We start from the raw sequence: 14,296 nt of genomic DNA on the forward strand, positions 1-14,296 counted from the left end.
GGCCATGAGGTACAAGGACCAGTGGGCTCGATAGCCGGTGAGGGGCTGGCGGCGGTGATGGTTGAAGGCGTCCATCAGTTGTCGAACCAAAAGACGAGGCGGGTCGCCTTGCCCCGACGCTCGATTTCTTCGAGCATTGCCAGCAAGCCCCAATAAGGCTCATCTATTGCCCATTTACGTGAGGCTTCCAGAACAGCGCGAAACTCGGCAGCCGTGCACCACGAATGCGAATGATGGTCTGGATGGGTGACGAACAGCTTGCGCTCGTCGGTGTATCGCGATCCGTACTCGATCCAGCTTTCAGCCTGCTCGCGGGTGCAATACCCCTCATTGTCTGTTGGTCCATCAACGATGTAGAGTTCGTTGGCGCTCTTGGATTCATAGGCGGCGTCATCCGGCATCCCGCGCGTCGGGATCATCTGGTTGCCCTCATCGCCGCGCAGGCCTGCCAGCTTGGAAAACAGGTCATAGTCTCGACCCGGGTGGCATTCGCTTGCCAGCGGCGACCAATGGGTTCCGCCTCCCTCTTTCTCAAAGAGGGCGTATTCCGGGTAAACATGAATGTCACAGCCCATTGTTTTTCTCCCCAAAGTCCGCCCCATATCGAGCGCGACAGTCTGCACGGTGCGCTTCAAGAGCGTCGGTCATTTGCTGCTCAAGAGCCTCGCTCTCGGCGATCAGGAAGTCCCAGCGATCGGCGAGCGGGGTGTCTGCCATCACGCTTTCAAAGAAGCGGATGAAGGTTGCGGGGCGGGCGATCACTTCACTTTCCTTTCCGCAAAACGGCGCTCGATCTCACTCAGTCCAGTTCCGGCGATGTTGTTTGCGATGATCGACAGGAAGTTTTCGCGCTGCTCCGAAGGCATCCGCTTGCTATCGACCAGCGTAAGCGCGCAAAGCATCGCAATGCTGTACTTGCCAGCGCGATCCCGCTGACGTTCAAGCGCCTCGTTCATGCCCGTCATGCAAGCCTGCATGAGAAAGCTGCCATCTTGGGGGCGGTCACGAAGGTGGCTGACAATTGCGGCCCCGAGTTCAGGCAAGCGAGGCTCGCTCATCGTCCCGCTCCCATCTGCATAACCCGATATTCGCCGCGCACCTGCTCCACGAAGTCACAGCGCACCCCTGAGGGCTCCATGTCCCGCATGGCAGGGTGAATAGCGTCAACGGCTTCCACAGCGTCTGCAATGGCGTCCAGATCGCCGACACGCTCGCCGGTGATGGTGTCCGTCCAGTTGTCGGGAAGCGCGCGCAGGGCGGCTAGGGCGAGGTCCACCAGCACTGCCGGATCGAGGCTCGCAAGCTGGTCAGCCTTGAACGCGCGGGTTGCTGCGTTGAGTTCGGTGAGGGCGTTCATCAGTGAGCCTCCGCTTCAAGGCGGCTGATGTAGAAGTGCACGCCGCCAGCGCATTCATCTTCCCACTTGTCCGACCAGTTGGGCGCTTCGACGCGCTCGCCAGCGGTGTAGGTGAATTTCGGATCGCGGCTGGACACAGCCTTGTCTGCGCCGAAAATCTCCAGCACGTCGGCGAACTTGGCGCGGCACTTGCGGCCGAAGGCGTGTGAGCGTGGGCTGTCCTCTGGGATGCGCAGCTTGACGATCACGTCGTCTCGGCACTTCTTCCAGCCGATGATGTCGCCCTCGGGCAAAATGCGGGTCCGAGCGATAGCGAGGCCTGCATTTTTGGCACCCGCGAGGTTGGCATCCGCGAGGTTGGCACCCGCGAGGTAGGCATCCGCGAGGTTGGCACGCGCGAGGTTGGCATCCGCGAGGTAGGCATCCGCGAGGTTGGCACGCGCGAGGTTGGCACGCGCGAGGTTGGCACCCGCGAGGTTGGCACCCGCGAGGTAGGCATCCGCGAGGTTGGCACGCGCGAGGTTGGCACGCGCGAGGTTGGCACCCGCGAGGTTGGCACCCGCGAGGTTGGCATCCGCGAGGTTGGCACGCGCGAGGTTGGCACGCGCGAGGTTGGCACCCGCGAGGTTGGCACCCGCGAGGTTGGCATCCGCGAGGTTGGCACGCGCGAGGTTGGCATCCGCGAGGTAGGCATCCGCGAGGTTGGCACGCGCGAGGTTGGCACGCGCGAGGTTGGCACGCGCTTTAACCGCCCACTTGACCGCCAGACCCAGCTTGACGCTGTAGGTCATGTCGGGGGTGACGCTGATCTCTGCGGTGAACTGGACCGCGTTGGTGAAGCGGTTCCTTACCTCGAACTTCTCAAGCGTCTCGCTGATTGCCATCTTCCATCTCCAAACTCGGCAACGGTGTTGCCCTGTCTGGAGTGATAATGCACAATGCATCACATAAGCACAAGTGCAAAATGCATCAGCGGCAAAAAAAGTTTGCCCCATCTCGGAGAAGGCAGGATTTTTAGCCTGTTAGGTGGCGGTCTCTTCGGTTGCGTAGCGCAATATCGCGCGGTCAACCGAATCTTCGTATGCCGCCCGGCGGTAGGCAGGCATTAGCGATGCGCGCCCCTTCACTATCCCGAAAAGCAGTGCCGCGCCAACTCGATCCCGAGTTTCCTGATAATCCGCATTAACCAAATTGTAGAGGCCGTCGAGCCGAAGGGGATGGATGGCCTTCGGTTCGACCTTCATTCTGCGAAGGGCATTGAGAATGGCAAGGTTTTGGAAGCCAATCTTGCCCTCGTCGGCTCCGCCAATAACCGCATTTGCGAACCAGTTTCTAATCACGAAATATGCGCCGAAACCTAGGGTTATTCCCATCAAGGGGGCTATCCCTTCCTTGATGTCTCCGTCCCCCGAGAAATAGAAAATCGCGACAATGACCGCTGCGTCAATGGCGCGGTTGGCGGCCCAAATTCTCCACGTGACGGCCCACCAGTCCCGCTTCCCAATGATATAGGGATCGTTCGCAATTTCCTCCATGCAGCCCCCTCATTCGTACCGGATCGATGCCACGACCCAAGCGATAATTTCGATCTTTTCTATCTCATCCCCCGGCTGGTCGCAACGAAAGGGCGCCTGAAACTCGGGATGCGTCGAGCGCGGCACGAGCCATTCTATCCCGTTCGCGTCGCGCTGGTATTCCTTCACCGTCGTTTCCAGCTCGCCATTGAACCGCGTCCGCTGGACGACCACGCGCTTTCCGTTGGGGATCGGTTCATCTCCCCAATAGCGCACACACTCGATCACCGTGCCTGGTGGGTAGGGAATGTCCATTGAATGCCCCTCGACCTTGAGGCCGAAGCGGTGATTGAGCGGGGCGCGAACATCGGGTGATCCGGTGAAATAGGACCATTCCTCTTCTGGATACTGCAGGCTTTCCTTCCAGACACCGGCAGCGACCGCGCCTTGAACGGGAAGCTGGGGGCCGAGCTGCACCGCCTCCAGATTGTCGGCCTTGTCGCGGCCATAGAGTAGCCATTCGGGCGTCGTGCGAAAGAAGCGCGCATAACGCTCGGCACGATTGGCGGGGAAGCCCCGCGATCCGTTTTCGTGCTGGATGTATGTAGCGATGGCAACGCCCATAGCTTCCGCTGCGCTCTTGGCGCTTTCGTAGCCCGATTTCTCTCGGGCAGCCTTGAGTCGGTCGGCGGGCGATTCCATTGGATCGCGATAGACGGTGCGATGATGCAAAAGGCACTTGCGCTTTGCTGGTGCATTATGCATTATGGGCAAATGCAGACCCATCCTGACATCATTCGCAAGGCTGGCAGTCCCGAAGCGGTCGCTGCCAAGCTGGGCGTGTCGGTTCATACCGTCCGCTCTTGGTTGCAGCGCGAGCGCATCCCAGTCGAACGCTGGGGCGATTTCGTGGACGCGAAGTTTTGCTCCACGAAAGAGCTTCTTGAGGGCCAGCCGCCCCGCAAGCAGCGGGACGCAGCGGCATGATCGTCCGCAAAGACAACAGAACCTCGGTTGGGTCGCACCTCCGAGAGGGGGCCAGTACGTCCACTGTGCTGGCCCCCGAACGTCACCTCGCCGCCCCAAAGCCAAGCGCGATTGGGGCCGAGTTCCGCGACAAGATCGGCGACAATCTCACCAATCGACCGCGCATCTTCATTCAAACGGGGACCGGCACAATCGCCGGTCTCTTCGAGTTCGTCCCTTTCATCCATAACGGAGGAAATAGCCGTGACCGTCAACAGTAGGTTGGGGGCTTCGATGCTCCTGACACAAAGTTTGCTTGAAGCCTTGGTGTCCGATGCGGTGCGCCGTGTGCAGCTTTCGACCGGCGCGACCGATCAGGACTTGGCCGATGTTATCGGTTGCAGCGCAGCCACCATCGGCAATGCCCGCAACCGCAACGGCAAGCTGTCGGCGCACACGCTGTTCAACCTGCTCGCGGTCGATCCTCTGGCGCTGGAAAGCCTGCTCGGTCACTTCGACCGCCGCAGCGTTCCCATCGTTGCCAAGTGCGACACGGACGCCCTGCCTAGCACGGCTGGCGCGGTTCACAAGCTGGCGGTGGTGACGGCGGAAGCCAGCCCAGGCGGCAAGACGATCACCGACAACGAGGCTCTTGAGTGCGAGCCCGAGATTGACGCGGCGATGGAAGCGCTCGCGAGCCTCAAGGCCCGCTGCATCGCCATTCGGAAGGCGAGGGCAGCATGAGTGATATCCTAATCGGGGTGACGATTGTCAGCCTCTACATCGCCCTGCTTTTGTGGATCGTCTGGCGCGTCGAATCCATGCTGAAAGGCAAGCTGGGAGACGAGACAGCCGCCCACAAGCGCGTCACCGATGCTCTGGCGGCCAAGAGCGCCCGCATCCAGACCCTTATCGACATCGCCCGCAACCAGAAATCGGTCAAGAGCGGTCGCATCATCGACGTGCTGGAGGGCTGAGGGGATGGAACCCGTCACCATCGGGCGCGCTACGCTGTATTGCGGGGACTGTCGCGACATTCTGCCTACGCTTGCAGACGATTCCGCCGGCGTTGCCTTCACTTCGCCGCCCTACAATTTGGGCGAGGGCATGGAGGACAAGGGCGGCTTGAGGGTCGGCCATGCGGGAAGCAAATGGGGCGATGGCAAGCTGCGTGATGGCTATGGCGAATATGCCGACAATATGCCTTACGCGGAATACTGCGAGTGGCAGCGCGAAACCCTAAACGAACTCTGGCGCATCTGTTCGGGCGCGGTTTTCTATAATCACAAGCCCCGTGTCGTGAAGCGGCTTCTCAGGCTCCCGCTATTTTGCGACCTGCCGCTGCGTCAAGTTATCATATGGGATCGCGCCAGCGGTTTCAACGCTATGGCTGGCGCATTCGCTCCGATGTGCGAGTGGATTTTGCTCTACGCCAAGCCGGACTGGTCGCTGCGGGACAAGGCAGCGTCGATGCTCGGCGATGTTTGGCGCATTCCACCAACTTCCGACCCAGAACATCCCGCCAGCTTTCCGCTCGCCCTGCCGTTGCGCGCTCTCGCCGCGTGCAACGATGAAGTAATCCTCGATCCTTTCATGGGCAGCGGCACCACTGGCGTCGCGGCTGTTCAGATGGGCCGCGACTTCATCGGGATCGAGCGCGAGCCCAAGTACTTCGACATCGCCTGCAAGCGCATCGAGGATGCCCAGCGTCAAGGCGATCTGTTTCTTGAGGGAGCAGCCGCATGAACTGGTGGCCCTTCACCCGCAAGCCGCTGGTCATTCAGCACGTCCGTTACGTCTCCAAGCCCTGCATCGACCCTCTCGACAAGGCTTTGGCAATGGCCCGTCAAATGAACGACCCCGATCTTATCGGTCGGGTGGAAGCGGTGAGGGCGGGCAAATGATCCCCACCGGAGAAGATTGGCGCATCCGCAAGGCGCTCGGCTACATGAAGCCGGAAAAGGTGCTGCAATGGGCACAGACCACCATCTGCCCGACGATCAACGAGAAGGACATCGCCCGCATCGCGCGCGACATGCCGAAGGGAGATGGCCGGCGCATTGGCACGGCAAAGGACGCTAACGCTGGCCCCTACGCCCCACACTGCGGACTGGTCGATAACGGCACTCTCGGCCGCAAGATCGATGCCCTGATTGCCGCCCGCTCCAAGGAGTGCGGCGTTCATCCCGACCTTTACCGGAGATCGCTCGGATGGCGATGACCTGCATCAAATGGACCGACGAGGAACTGGCGGCGCTTCGCGAGATGCGCGACCGTGGTCTGTCGTTCACGCAAATCTCCCGCAAGCTCGGCCACCGCAGCCGTAACGCTGTGGCAAGCGTGCTGTTCAGGGGGCGCGCATGATACCCTCCTGGTACTCCCCGCCCACGCTCGCCCGCTACACCGGACGCGAGATAATCGACCGCGTTGCCAAGCTGCATGACGTCGATCCTGACGATCTGACCGGCCCGTCTCGGATGCCATGCCTTTGCGCTGCCCGCCGTGAGGTTATGCGCGAGCTGCGCGCCAAGGGCTGGTCCACGCCCCGCATCGGGCGGCTTCTCAATCGTGATCACTCGACGGTGGTCAAGGGTATCGGGAGCGCAGGGTGATCAAGGAAGCCGGTGTCCAGCGCATGATCCGCCAATATCTCGCCGTGCGCGGGATCGAGAGCATCCACGTTCCCAATGGGGCGGTGCTTGCCGGTGACAAGGCTGCGCGCGGCCGTCAAATGAACAGGTTGAAAGAGCAGGGCCTTAAACTCGGCTTCCCCGATCTTATAGCATTTTGTCCCAAGGGGCGCATCGGTTTTATCGAGGTAAAATCGGAAGGCGGGCGCGTCTCTGACGAGCAAAAATCCTGCCACGAATGGCTTATCTGCCTTGGCCACAAGGTGAGCGTCTGCAGGTCCGTTGAGGACGTGCAAGAGACGCTTGAAGGGTGGGGCTGGGCATGACGACTCCCGTCACAATCGGGCGCGCTACGCTGTATTGCGGGGACGCGCGTGAAATATTGCCGACGCTGGGGCCGATTGACTCGTTTGTCAGCGACCCGCCTTACGGCATGAAATTCCAATCGAACCATCGCATCGATCAGTGGCGTGAGATCGCGCACGACGACACCGATGAGCTTCTGCTGTGGGCCTGCGGGCTCGAGCCGCGCCACTCGTCCTATATGTTTTGCCGCTGGGACAACCTCGGCGCCGTGCCGAAGCCGAAAAGCACGATTGTCTGGGTGAAGGACAATCACTCGATGGGCGACCTCGAACACGAACACGGGCGACAATACGAGATTGCGCTATTCTATCCAGGCGCGGAGCATGACTTTCCCGGCAAGCGCCCAACCGACATAATCCGCTGCCCGCGCACTAACAATGATTTTCATCCGACCGAAAAGCCGGTGCAGCTTATGCGGTCCTTCATCGAGTGGACGCGCGGCACGGTATGCGATCCCTTTATGGGGTCTGGATCAACCGGAGTCGCTGCCCAGCAAATGGGGCGCCCATTTATCGGCATTGAAAAAGACCCTGATCATTTTGCGACCGCCTGCCGCCGCATTGAAGAGGCGCAGCGCCAAGGCGACCTATTCATTGAGAGCGCGGCATGAGTATCCGCCTCCTGTCCGCAGCTTGGGATTTGGACATCGGCAGCACCGAGAAAATGGTGCTCATGTGCCTCTGCGATCACGCGAATGATGACGGGATTTGTTGGCCCTCTGTGGCGCGCATTGTCCGCAAGACCAGCAAGTCGGAGCGCACCGTGCAGTCGGCGCTTAAATGGCTACGCGATAACGAATATTTCCGCATCGACGGTTACCACGGCGCAACGCCTAAGTACGTTCTTGACCCCCGCAAAATCTGCACCCCCGCAGAAATTGCACCCCCGCAGAAATTGCGCCGTACCCCCGCAAAATCTGCACCCAAACCGTCAGGAACCCCCATTCCCCCTGTATCAGCTAACGCTGATACACCCCCCGCCGCAAATGACGATGTTCTGAAACCGGAGCATGTCGTCGAGGCATGGAACGAGACGGCAAGCCGTGTCGGCCTCTCCAAGGTGGTTCGCCTCACTGACGCGCGCCGCAAGCGCCTGCGAACCATGATTGCGCAACATCCGCCCGATGACTTTGCGGCGGCGCTGGACGCCCTTGAGCGCTCCCCTTTCTGCCGGGGCGAGCGGAGCGACTGGAAGGCAGACTTCGATTTCTTCCTGCAAACCAAATCATTCACGAAGCTCCTGGAGGGCGCATATGGCTAGCAATGCAATCATCGAGCGCCGGAACAACGCCGACAGCGGCGGCGCCAAGCACACCGTGGACAGCCTGCACCAATACTGCCGCGACATGAACGCGATGAACTTCGTGATAGCCAATGGCTGGGAGTATTTCGTCAACAAGCGCACGCTGCCGGATGGCAAGACGCAGCACTACGTTGACCGCCGCGACGGGCATCGCACCGTGCCGCCGCAGATTGCGCGACAGGCCGCGAAGGCGCTGGAGCCACCGCGCGAGCCGCCGTTCGGCCAGTGGCATCCCGGCCATGCCGACTGACTGGCAGCCCACCACATGGACACCCCCGAGAGCCGAGCGCGTCCGAGTGCGCTTTCGTCAGGGAGACACGAGCAAATGGGACTATCCCCCCAAAGCCCTGAACTGGACGGATCGCGGGGAGCCGTTCGACATCATCGCGTGGCGCGTTGTCCGCACCTAATCAAATGGAGGGAAGAATGAGCGAGGTAGTCGAGACAATCGCGCGGGCGATGCAGGAAAGCGATGCATGGCCTGTCGTGTTTGCTCCGGGCAGCGCGGAGTCTCTTGCCCGCTCCGCCATCACCGCTCTGGAAGCCAACGGATACGCCATCGTACCGATAGAGCCGACCGATGAGATGATCAGCGCGGGCATAATCGAGCGCCACGATCAGCCGACACCGGAAGCCTGGTCGCTCGCCACCGCCAACATCTACCGCGCCATGATCTCTACAGGAAAGGCAAAGGCATGAGAGGGGCTCGGCACTGATGCGTCTCGAGCACCACCTCATCCTGAGCGAGGCCGAGAGCCAAAAGGTCATTGATGAGGTCAATGCCTGGTGTCGCAGGACGGGGACGAATTACAACAAGCTCGTCATTGCGGCGCGCGTCAATCCGTCGACCCGCGGATGGGTGAGGCGAGGGCGCAGCCGGTTGACCATCGCGACGGCCGCGAAGCTCCGTGAGGCAATGCGCGCCAACCCGAACGGCATATCGAAGGGCGAGCACAAGACGCGCCTCGCAAACTTTCGGGCAATGTACGTTCCGCCCCCACCACCTCCTGCCCTCATCGATCGCTCGCCTTGCTGGAAATGCGGCGTCCCGATGGATCGACACGGGCCAAGGTGCCCGAGATTTTGAGTTCAACCCCAACCGTGAAAGGATAAGCAGATGACCACCACGATCACCAAAACAGGACGCCTGTTCAAGAAGGACGAGGGGCCTGTCGATATCTCGGTGACGCTCGACCTTGCAACAATCGAGGGCGGCATTGATCCGCTTGTTGCGATTGAAGAAGAGTTCGCCGCTGCTGTTTCGGAAGATGAACGCGAAGACGCCTGATGCTCAACGCAAAGCAACAGCGGTTCGTCGATGAGTATCTGGTCGACCTGAATGCGACGCAGGCCGCTATGCGCGCTGGCTACAGTGAGCGCACTGCGAACGAGCAAGGCGCGCGTCTGTTAGCGCATGTTAGTGTAGCTGCGGCAATCGCATCCGGCATTGCGGCGCGCTCCGAGCGTACCAAGGTAAGCGCCGATTGGGTGCTGCGTCGGCTCGAAATGGAAGCAGAGGCTGATCTTGCAGACCTGTACGATGATGGCGGGAATCTTCTGCCGGTAAAGCAATGGCCGCTCATTTGGAGGCAGGGTCTCGTTGCCGGCGTCGAGACAGTACGAGAGAAGGGCAAGGAAGGCGACGACGAGAGCTTTGTTGACAAGATCAAGATCAGCGATCGGGTGAAGCGGATTGAGTTGCTCGGCAAGCATGTCGACGTGCAGGCATTCAAGGAACGCGTTGAGGTCGATTTCAACGACGATATCGCCAAAGCGCTGGCCGATGCGCGAAAGGCTGCTGGTCGCTAATGGCAGACATGCTGACGCCTGCCGAGTTCCGGCGCGAACTGCTCACCGATCTCGGCAGCTTTACGCATGATCCGCTTGGTTTCGTCATGTGGGCATGGCCTTGGGGCATTGCCGGAGGTCCGCTCGAACATGAAAGCGGGCCTGACGATTGGCAGCGTGAGCAGTTGCAGGAGATAGGCGCTCGTCTTCGCAGCGATCCGTTTCGCCTCATCCGTGAGGCCACAGCGAGCGGTCACGGCATCGGCAAGTCGACCGAAGTCGCCTTCCTCTGCCATTGGGCGTTGATGACGCATGAAGACACTCGCGGCGTCGTTACGGCAAACACCGATACCCAGCTTCGCACGAAGACATGGCCTGAACTCGGCAAATGGTATTCGATGCTGCGCTTCCCCATGCTGCGCGATATGTTCCGTCTCGAAGCAACCAGCTTCTTTTCGACGCAGCGCGGACATGAGCGCAACTGGCGCATCGATGCCATTCCGTGGAGCGAGCGAAACACAGAGGCCTTCGCCGGTCTCCATAATGCGGGCAAACGCACCATGCTCATCATGGATGAGGCCTCGTCGATCATCGATCCTATCTTCGAGGTGTCGGAAGGCGCGCTGACCGATGCCGATACCGAGATGCTGTGGGCTATCTATGGTAACCCGACCCGCAACACAGGACGCTTCAAAGAGGCTATCGAGGGCAAGTTCCGCCACCTCTGGAACCACCGCCAGATTGATAGCCGCAACGTAAAGCGCACCAACAAGGAGCGCCTTGCCGAATGGGTCACGGCCTATGGCGAGGATAGCGATTTCGTGCGTGTCCGCGTCAAAGGACAATTCCCGCGTGCTGGCTCGATGCAGTTCATCGCAGGCGATATTGCTGAAGCTGCGATGACGCGCCCTGAAATGCAGACCCCGACATCGGCTGTCATCTTTGGTGTCGACGTCGCCCGCTATGGTGATGACAAGTCCGTGATGGCGGTCCGCCAAGGCCGCGATGCGCGATCCATCCCGTGGCTTGAATGGTCTGGCACCGACCTGCAGCGCGATTTGATGCGTGTGGCAGGGGATATCGCCGTCTATGCGAAGAAGTACCAGGCCGATGCGATATTCGTCGACCGCGGCGCAATGGGCCCGGGGCTGATCGATCGCTTGAACCAGCTCAACGTCCCCGGCGTTATCGGCATCAACTTCGGCGACACTGGCGGCAAGGTCATGGTTGGTGAGGGATTGCAGATAGAGGCTGCAAACAAGCGCTCGCTGATGTGGGCGGCAATGCGCGAATGGCTGACCGGCGGCTGCATTCCGAACGACGATGAGTTGAAGGCCGATCTCACGGGCGTCGAGTACGGCTATGGCGCCGATCAGGTTGCCCTGCAGCTTGAGCGCAAGAAGGACATGAAGAAGCGTGGCCTCGCTTCCCCCGATAAAGGTGACGCTCTCGCCCTGACGTTCGCGGCGCCGGTCGAGCGCAAGACCTATGCGGATCAGGTCGCTCTCCCCCGCCGTGTCTATGACCCATATGCGGACCTGCGATAATGGACGAACATTGCAGCATCGGGCTTCACGCGTTCAGCGATTGGCGTGAGCAGCAGGACATGACATGGCTGCGCACCTGCAAGCGCTGCAACAAGGCCGAGCGCAGGGCATGGATTGATGACCCAGCCCCGAAGCAATGGCCAGACCCGTATCGTGACCTGCGGTAATTTTGAGTTCCGTCCCCCGGCATCTTAGGTTGCTCTTAAAGGAGCGGCGCATATGTCCACGCTGAGTATCTGGGAAACGGTGCGATCGGATAGCGGGCTTCCGATCATTCGCCTTGATAAACGGATGACAAAAAACTCTGTGACCTTCACCGGAACGGCAGGACAATCTGCTGCATTCGACGCTGCTACGTCCGTCATCACTGTTCGCGCTGACGTGGCTTGCGCGCTGGCTGTCGGCGCTAATCCCACAGCGGTTGTTACAGACTACCCGCTGCCAGCCGATACCTTGATGGATATCGAAGTGCGTCCGGGGCAGAAAATCTCGGCCATCGCGACGTAATGCGTGGTCTGCGTCGCCTCGGGCTTGGGCTGCGGACGCAGAAGGTTGGCGCTGGAGAGGCCCCACTCCCCGCCTTTTCGGACTATGGCTTCGAATATTACGATGATTTCGAGACGGCGCGCGTGCTTCACGGCACGAACAGCTTCGAGGTCATCACGGCGGGTGAGACGAACAACGTCCTGTCGGACAATGGCTACGCGCATCTGCGCGCCAAGTATCAGCCCAACACGCAAATCCTCTTCGGCCCCGTGGCAGGCTTCCCTGAGAATATCCATTTCCGATGGGGCTATAACGCTGGGGTCAACGCCCCGGATACCGAGGCCTTCAGAACTGGCTTCTTTAACGCCTACGTCTGGTGGGTCGACGCAAACAATTATATCGCCCTCGAAGCCGACTTGGGGATTGGTCGCATCAGCCTCGTGGTCCGCGTCGCCGGCTCAAATACGTCGAAGTATTTCAAAAACGTGCCTCTCACGACGACGGGCGTCATCGATATCTACATCATCGCAGGCAAGCTGTATGCGATGGTCAACGGCAAATGGGTGCCCGACGCCAATGTCCTGACCTATCCTTTCGACGCGCAGGACGTGAGTACGGTTTCCGCGCCCAACCGCATCGGCCGCGTCGGTTTTCGAGGGGATTTCTATGCCTGGCCGCTGATGTACGAAATCGGGGCGGCACCGGTCTATGTGACGCTCGACGATCACCCCAATTTCTTCCCCCGCGACAGCCGCACTGCGACCAAGGTTTCGGCGCGGGCGCTGACCGGAACCTATGCGACAAAGACGCCTGCTCAACTGGTCTATCGCCTGCGGACCAGCGGAACGCAAACCGTCGTGCAGGACTGGCGCGAGATGGGGTCGCCATCGTTCGGCGCTGGCGTCTGGAGCGGCACGATCTCGGCGCCCGTAGGCGGGCCGTACATGGCCGATGTGGGCTATATAGACACGAACGGCAAATATCACTTCATCCCGTCGAAGCCCTTCTGTGTCGGCGCGCTCTATGCCTATGACGGGCAGAGCAATGCGGGGGGGCGGGGCACAGGGCAGGCCATCACAAAGACCGACACGGCCTTTACCGGCGCGCTGTCAGTGACGCCGAACGGCTTTGTCTCGTCGAATTTCAACACGCTTGCCACGGTCGCGGCACTCGCTGGCGCCAAATCTGCGGCGGCGGCGATGGGTATCCCTGTCTGCATCGTGCCTATCGGGGTCGCTGGTGTCGCTCTCGAAGCATTGATCCCTACCGGCGGCAACTGGTCGCGCGTCACCGATTTGCTTTCCAAATACGGGAAGCCCGAGGGCGTCATCTGGGATCAGGGCGAAGGGAACGCTGACAACACGGGCTCAATTCTCGCGACTTATGCGAGCCTCTTTATCTCTGACCTCCTGCCGGGCTGGCGCAGCACGACCGGTGACACGAGCCTGCCATTTCTACTCGTCCATCCGGGCCGCTTTGCCAGCGCCACCGCTCCGAACGCCGGAAACGCAGCGACAATCGACGACCGGCGCAGGCAGCTTGCCCAGCAGTTCGAGGCCATCGCTACCGCAGACGCGCTTTGTAAGTTTGGGCCTGCGCATCTTGGGCAGGAGCATCTCGACGCCTATCACTATACGGGGCAAGGCTATGCCCGCGCTTGTGAGCGTGACGGTTATAGCATCGCCAAGGTATTCGGGGGCATAGCTACCGCCGACGGTCGCGGGCCGATCTGCACCGGCGCATCGCTCAACGGCGGGCGCGATGTCATTACGCTGACGTTCGACCTCAACGGGGCGACGACGCTGACCGATGTCGTCAATCTCGCGACTGGTACGGTGCCGACGCCGACGCTGGCGGGGGGTCTCTACGGCTATCAGGTGTCGATCGACGACTTCGCCACGCTGCGGACCATCTCCAGCATCGTCCGTTCCGGCACGAACCAGCTCGTCATCACATTGTCGGCCGCGGCCCCGGCTGGCACGGTAAAGGTCCGGTCGATGTACGGCTGGTCCTATGACGACACGAACCTCTTCTACGGGAACGGCTATGCGGACGGGCGGGCTAACATCCCAGTCGACCTGATCCGGACGGCGCTGGTGGCGGCATGATGGATAACACCTATGCCTAGCATTCCCCTTCTTGGCGGCATGGCCTGTAATTTTGAGTTCCGACACCCTCTAAAATAGCACCATGCGTGAAAGGTGTCCCGTAATCGCCGACCGCAAGTAATAGGAGGTTAAAATCTGCCTTCCGAAAGCCCCAGATGTCCCGCCGCCTCCGGCGCAGCGCCAGCAGATGAAGGAGCCTGAGTACAAGTCAGCCGCGATCGATGACCCGATG

General features: G+C 60.6%; 25 protein-coding genes. 18 read left to right on the forward strand and 7 right to left on the reverse strand.

Going from position 1 to position 14,296, the window contains the following annotated elements; all coding sequences use genetic code 11:
- Window positions 1–74: 74 nt before the first annotated feature.
- The 7 genes from QOL79_RS07805 to QOL79_RS07835 form a co-directional block, all read right to left on the reverse strand.
- Window positions 75–575, reverse strand: a complete 501-nt coding sequence (locus QOL79_RS07805) for a hypothetical protein (protein ID WP_283419207.1) — start codon at window positions 573–575, stop codon at window positions 75–77.
- A complete protein-coding gene (locus QOL79_RS07810; protein WP_283419208.1) occupies window positions 565–762 on the reverse strand; it encodes a hypothetical protein in 198 nt (65 codons plus the stop codon). Before QOL79_RS07810 ends, QOL79_RS07805 begins: the two co-directional genes overlap by 11 nt.
- Window positions 759–1,058, reverse strand: coding sequence for a hypothetical protein (locus QOL79_RS07815; RefSeq protein WP_283419209.1), 300 nt, complete (start codon window positions 1,056–1,058; stop codon window positions 759–761). Before QOL79_RS07815 ends, QOL79_RS07810 begins: the two co-directional genes overlap by 4 nt.
- The gene (locus QOL79_RS07820) at window positions 1,055–1,357 is read right to left on the reverse strand and encodes a hypothetical protein (RefSeq protein ID WP_283419210.1); all 303 of its coding nucleotides are present in this window, start codon (window positions 1,355–1,357) and stop codon (window positions 1,055–1,057) included. Before QOL79_RS07820 ends, QOL79_RS07815 begins: the two co-directional genes overlap by 4 nt.
- Complete coding sequence (locus tag QOL79_RS07825) at window positions 1,357–2,241, reverse strand: pentapeptide repeat-containing protein (protein ID WP_283419211.1); 885 nt, start codon at window positions 2,239–2,241, stop codon at window positions 1,357–1,359. The genes QOL79_RS07820 and QOL79_RS07825 overlap by 1 nt, the downstream gene beginning before the upstream one ends.
- Before the next feature lie 138 nt (window positions 2,242–2,379).
- On the reverse strand, window positions 2,380–2,892 hold the full coding sequence (locus QOL79_RS07830; RefSeq protein WP_283419212.1) for a hypothetical protein: 513 nt from the start codon (window positions 2,890–2,892) through the stop codon (window positions 2,380–2,382).
- Between the two features lie 9 nt (window positions 2,893–2,901).
- Window positions 2,902–3,573, reverse strand: coding sequence for an XRE family transcriptional regulator (locus QOL79_RS07835; protein WP_283419213.1), 672 nt, complete (start codon window positions 3,571–3,573; stop codon window positions 2,902–2,904).
- Between the two features lie 21 nt (window positions 3,574–3,594).
- On the opposite strand from QOL79_RS07835, the gene QOL79_RS07840 reads away from it, so the two are divergent.
- From QOL79_RS07840 to QOL79_RS07920, 18 genes are all read left to right on the forward strand, one after another.
- A complete protein-coding gene (locus QOL79_RS07840; RefSeq protein WP_283419214.1) occupies window positions 3,595–3,858 on the forward strand; it encodes a carph-isopro domain-containing protein in 264 nt (87 codons plus the stop codon).
- Window positions 3,859–4,101: 243 nt separating this feature from the next.
- Complete coding sequence (locus tag QOL79_RS07845) at window positions 4,102–4,581, forward strand: hypothetical protein (RefSeq protein ID WP_283419215.1); 480 nt, start codon at window positions 4,102–4,104, stop codon at window positions 4,579–4,581.
- Window positions 4,578–4,814 carry a hypothetical protein gene (locus QOL79_RS07850; RefSeq protein ID WP_283419216.1) on the forward strand — a complete coding sequence of 79 codons (237 nt, stop codon included), beginning with the start codon at window positions 4,578–4,580 and terminating at the stop codon, window positions 4,812–4,814. The genes QOL79_RS07845 and QOL79_RS07850 overlap by 4 nt, the downstream gene beginning before the upstream one ends.
- 4 nt (window positions 4,815–4,818) lie before the next feature.
- Window positions 4,819–5,583 carry a DNA-methyltransferase gene (locus tag QOL79_RS07855; RefSeq protein WP_283419217.1) on the forward strand — a complete coding sequence of 255 codons (765 nt, stop codon included), beginning with the start codon at window positions 4,819–4,821 and terminating at the stop codon, window positions 5,581–5,583.
- Window positions 5,580–5,741 (forward strand): hypothetical protein, encoded by a 162-nt coding sequence (locus QOL79_RS07860; protein ID WP_283419218.1) that lies wholly within the window; start codon window positions 5,580–5,582, stop codon window positions 5,739–5,741. The genes QOL79_RS07855 and QOL79_RS07860 overlap by 4 nt, the downstream gene beginning before the upstream one ends.
- The gene (locus QOL79_RS07865; RefSeq protein WP_283419219.1) at window positions 5,738–6,058 is read left to right on the forward strand and encodes a hypothetical protein; all 321 of its coding nucleotides are present in this window, start codon (window positions 5,738–5,740) and stop codon (window positions 6,056–6,058) included. Before QOL79_RS07860 ends, QOL79_RS07865 begins: the two co-directional genes overlap by 4 nt.
- Complete coding sequence (locus QOL79_RS07870; RefSeq protein WP_283419220.1) at window positions 6,055–6,201, forward strand: GcrA family cell cycle regulator; 147 nt, start codon at window positions 6,055–6,057, stop codon at window positions 6,199–6,201. The genes QOL79_RS07865 and QOL79_RS07870 overlap by 4 nt, the downstream gene beginning before the upstream one ends.
- Window positions 6,198–6,449: a helix-turn-helix domain-containing protein gene (locus QOL79_RS19590; RefSeq protein WP_502957477.1), complete on the forward strand. Its 252-nt coding sequence runs from the start codon at window positions 6,198–6,200 to the stop codon at window positions 6,447–6,449. The genes QOL79_RS07870 and QOL79_RS19590 overlap by 4 nt, the downstream gene beginning before the upstream one ends.
- Window positions 6,446–6,793: a VRR-NUC domain-containing protein gene (locus QOL79_RS07875; RefSeq protein WP_283419221.1), complete on the forward strand. Its 348-nt coding sequence runs from the start codon at window positions 6,446–6,448 to the stop codon at window positions 6,791–6,793. The genes QOL79_RS19590 and QOL79_RS07875 overlap by 4 nt, the downstream gene beginning before the upstream one ends.
- Complete coding sequence (locus QOL79_RS07880) at window positions 6,790–7,443, forward strand: DNA-methyltransferase (protein ID WP_283419222.1); 654 nt, start codon at window positions 6,790–6,792, stop codon at window positions 7,441–7,443. The genes QOL79_RS07875 and QOL79_RS07880 overlap by 4 nt, the downstream gene beginning before the upstream one ends.
- Window positions 7,440–8,093, forward strand: coding sequence for a helix-turn-helix domain-containing protein (locus QOL79_RS07885; protein ID WP_283419223.1), 654 nt, complete (start codon window positions 7,440–7,442; stop codon window positions 8,091–8,093). Before QOL79_RS07880 ends, QOL79_RS07885 begins: the two co-directional genes overlap by 4 nt.
- Window positions 8,086–8,385: a hypothetical protein gene (locus QOL79_RS07890; protein WP_283419224.1), complete on the forward strand. Its 300-nt coding sequence runs from the start codon at window positions 8,086–8,088 to the stop codon at window positions 8,383–8,385. Before QOL79_RS07885 ends, QOL79_RS07890 begins: the two co-directional genes overlap by 8 nt.
- A gap of 176 nt (window positions 8,386–8,561) precedes the next feature.
- Window positions 8,562–8,834, forward strand: a complete 273-nt coding sequence (locus QOL79_RS07895; protein WP_283419225.1) for a hypothetical protein — start codon at window positions 8,562–8,564, stop codon at window positions 8,832–8,834.
- Window positions 8,835–9,252: 418 nt separating this feature from the next.
- The gene (locus QOL79_RS07900; RefSeq protein WP_283419226.1) at window positions 9,253–9,423 is read left to right on the forward strand and encodes a PH domain-containing protein; all 171 of its coding nucleotides are present in this window, start codon (window positions 9,253–9,255) and stop codon (window positions 9,421–9,423) included.
- Window positions 9,423–9,944 carry a terminase small subunit gene (locus QOL79_RS07905; RefSeq protein ID WP_283419227.1) on the forward strand — a complete coding sequence of 174 codons (522 nt, stop codon included), beginning with the start codon at window positions 9,423–9,425 and terminating at the stop codon, window positions 9,942–9,944. Before QOL79_RS07900 ends, QOL79_RS07905 begins: the two co-directional genes overlap by 1 nt.
- 8 nt (window positions 9,945–9,952) lie before the next feature.
- Complete coding sequence (locus QOL79_RS07910; RefSeq protein WP_283419228.1) at window positions 9,953–11,470, forward strand: terminase; 1,518 nt, start codon at window positions 9,953–9,955, stop codon at window positions 11,468–11,470.
- A 219-nt stretch (window positions 11,471–11,689) separates the two neighbouring features.
- Window positions 11,690–11,977 (forward strand): hypothetical protein, encoded by a 288-nt coding sequence (locus tag QOL79_RS07915; RefSeq protein ID WP_283419229.1) that lies wholly within the window; start codon window positions 11,690–11,692, stop codon window positions 11,975–11,977.
- Window positions 11,977–14,064, forward strand: a complete 2,088-nt coding sequence (locus tag QOL79_RS07920; RefSeq protein ID WP_283419230.1) for a hypothetical protein — start codon at window positions 11,977–11,979, stop codon at window positions 14,062–14,064. The genes QOL79_RS07915 and QOL79_RS07920 overlap by 1 nt, the downstream gene beginning before the upstream one ends.
- Window positions 14,065–14,296: the final 232 nt, after the last annotated feature.

This window comes from Sphingopyxis sp. Geo48 (assembly GCF_949769155.1).
Taxonomy (GTDB): domain Bacteria; phylum Pseudomonadota; class Alphaproteobacteria; order Sphingomonadales; family Sphingomonadaceae; genus Sphingopyxis.